Here is a 1,722-nt window from a genome sequence, read left to right on the forward strand (position 1 = left end):
TATCTAGTTTTGAGGGAATGAACCTCAATTGAATAGGTCCGGTGGCAATGGCGAGAAGGTCACACCCGTTCCCATACCGAACACGGAAGTTAAGCTTCTCAGCGCCGATGGTAGTTGGGGCGAAAGCCCCTGTGAGAGTAGGACGCTGCCGGGCTTTAGATGGAGGATTAGCTCAGCTGGGAGAGCATCTGCCTTACAAGCAGAGGGTCGGCGGTTCGATCCCGTCATCCTCCACCATGTAAGTATGCCGGCTTAGCTCAATTGGTAGAGCACGGTCGAATGAACATCTTGAATAAGCTTCAGCATACCGACCGAGCTGCAGCTTGAAATAGCTTACTGAGGTCGGGATGACGTAAACAAAGTGCGTGTTGTAATTATTTTTTTAAATGAATAAAAACGCCGGCTTAGCTCAATTGGTAGAGCAACTGACTTGTAATCAGTAGGTTGGGGGTTCAAGTCCTCTAGCCGGCACCATTTAATAAAAATATATTTTGAGCCATTAGCTCAGTTGGTAGAGCACGATCGAATGAACATCTTGAATAAGCTTCAGCATACCGACCGAGTTGCAGCTTGAAATAGCTTACTGAGGTCGGGATGACGGAAACTTCTATGAGTGACTTCGAGTTGTACACGCCGAGCTGCTTCTTGATTCAGCTTACTGAGGCGGGGACATCTGACAAACGGTTTTCAAAGATTAGGGAACTGTATAAATATGAGCCATTAGCTCAGTTGGTAGAGCATCTGACTTTTAATCAGAGGGTCGAAGGTTCGAGTCCTTCATGGCTCACCATTTAAATATGCGGGTGTGGCGGAATTGGCAGACGCACCAGACTTAGGATCTGGCGCCGCAAGGCGTGGGGGTTCGACTCCCTTCACCCGCACCATTTATATTGCGGAAGTAGTTCAGTGGTAGAACACCACCTTGCCAAGGTGGGGGTCGCGGGTTCGAATCCCGTCTTCCGCTCCAATATTGCCGGGGTGGCGGAACTGGCAGACGCACAGGACTTAAAATCCTGCGGTAGGTGACTACCGTACCGGTTCGATTCCGGTCCTCGGCACCATTATTTTAAATATGCGCCCGTAGCTCAATTGGATAGAGCGTCTGACTACGGATCAGAAGGTTATGGGTTCGACTCCTGTCGGGCGCGCCACTTAAAATTAAAAGTTTCGGGAAGTAGCTCAGCTTGGTAGAGCACTTGGTTTGGGACCAAGGGGTCGCAGGTTCGAATCCTGTCTTCCCGACCATGGAAAATAAAATTTTATGGGGCCTTAGCTCAGCTGGGAGAGCGCCTGCTTTGCACGCAGGAGGTCAGCGGTTCGATCCCGCTAGGCTCCACCAAAAAAATATTGACAAAGATGTTTAACTTTGTTATTATAAAAAAGTCGCGCTTGAGCGACAGAGTAAATTGTTCTTTGAAAACTAAACAAACAAAAACGTCAACAAATTACAATATTCGTTTCTTTCGAAACGAAACCAACGTTAATTTTATGAGCTAAATCAACTTTTTTTGGAGAGTTTGATCCTGGCTCAGGACGAACGCTGGCGGCGTGCCTAATACATGCAAGTCGAGCGGACCAATAGAAGCTTGCTTCTGTTGGTTAGCGGCGGACGGGTGAGTAACACGTGGGCAACCTGCCTGTAAGACTGGGATAACTTCGGGAAACCGGAGCTAATACCGGATAATTCATCCCCTCGCATGAGGGGGTGCTGAAAGTCGGTTC

At 48.4% G+C, this 1,722-nt stretch carries 9 tRNA genes and 2 rRNA genes; all 11 read left to right on the plus strand.

The features are described from left to right. Positions 1 to 37: 37 nt before the first annotated feature. Positions 38 to 154 (plus strand): 5S ribosomal RNA (rrf, locus tag GZA11_RS16295). A gap of 7 nt (positions 155 to 161) precedes the next feature. Beyond that, positions 162 to 237: transfer RNA gene (locus GZA11_RS16300), tRNA-Val, on the plus strand. Positions 238 to 398: 161 nt separating this feature from the next. Continuing rightward, positions 399 to 474, plus strand: a tRNA-Thr gene (locus tag GZA11_RS16305). A gap of 240 nt (positions 475 to 714) precedes the next feature. Beyond that, positions 715 to 790: transfer RNA gene (locus GZA11_RS16310), tRNA-Lys, on the plus strand. Between the two features lie 9 nt (positions 791 to 799). Next, positions 800 to 884, plus strand: a tRNA-Leu gene (locus GZA11_RS16315). An 8-nt stretch (positions 885 to 892) separates the two neighbouring features. After that, positions 893 to 967 (plus strand) — tRNA-Gly (locus tag GZA11_RS16320). Positions 968 to 972: 5 nt separating this feature from the next. Beyond that, positions 973 to 1,061: transfer RNA gene (locus tag GZA11_RS16325), tRNA-Leu, on the plus strand. Positions 1,062 to 1,074: 13 nt separating this feature from the next. After that, positions 1,075 to 1,151, plus strand: a tRNA-Arg gene (locus GZA11_RS16330). A gap of 17 nt (positions 1,152 to 1,168) precedes the next feature. Further along, positions 1,169 to 1,245 (plus strand) — tRNA-Pro (locus tag GZA11_RS16335). Positions 1,246 to 1,263: 18 nt separating this feature from the next. After that, a tRNA-Ala gene (locus GZA11_RS16340) sits at positions 1,264 to 1,339 on the plus strand. A gap of 166 nt (positions 1,340 to 1,505) precedes the next feature. Then, a 16S ribosomal RNA gene (locus GZA11_RS16345) occupies positions 1,506 to 1,722 on the plus strand; the annotation flags it as partial.

The sequence above is a fragment of the Neobacillus sedimentimangrovi genome (genome assembly GCF_010614825.1).
Taxonomy (GTDB): domain Bacteria; phylum Bacillota; class Bacilli; order Bacillales; family Cytobacillaceae; genus Neobacillus; species Neobacillus thermocopriae.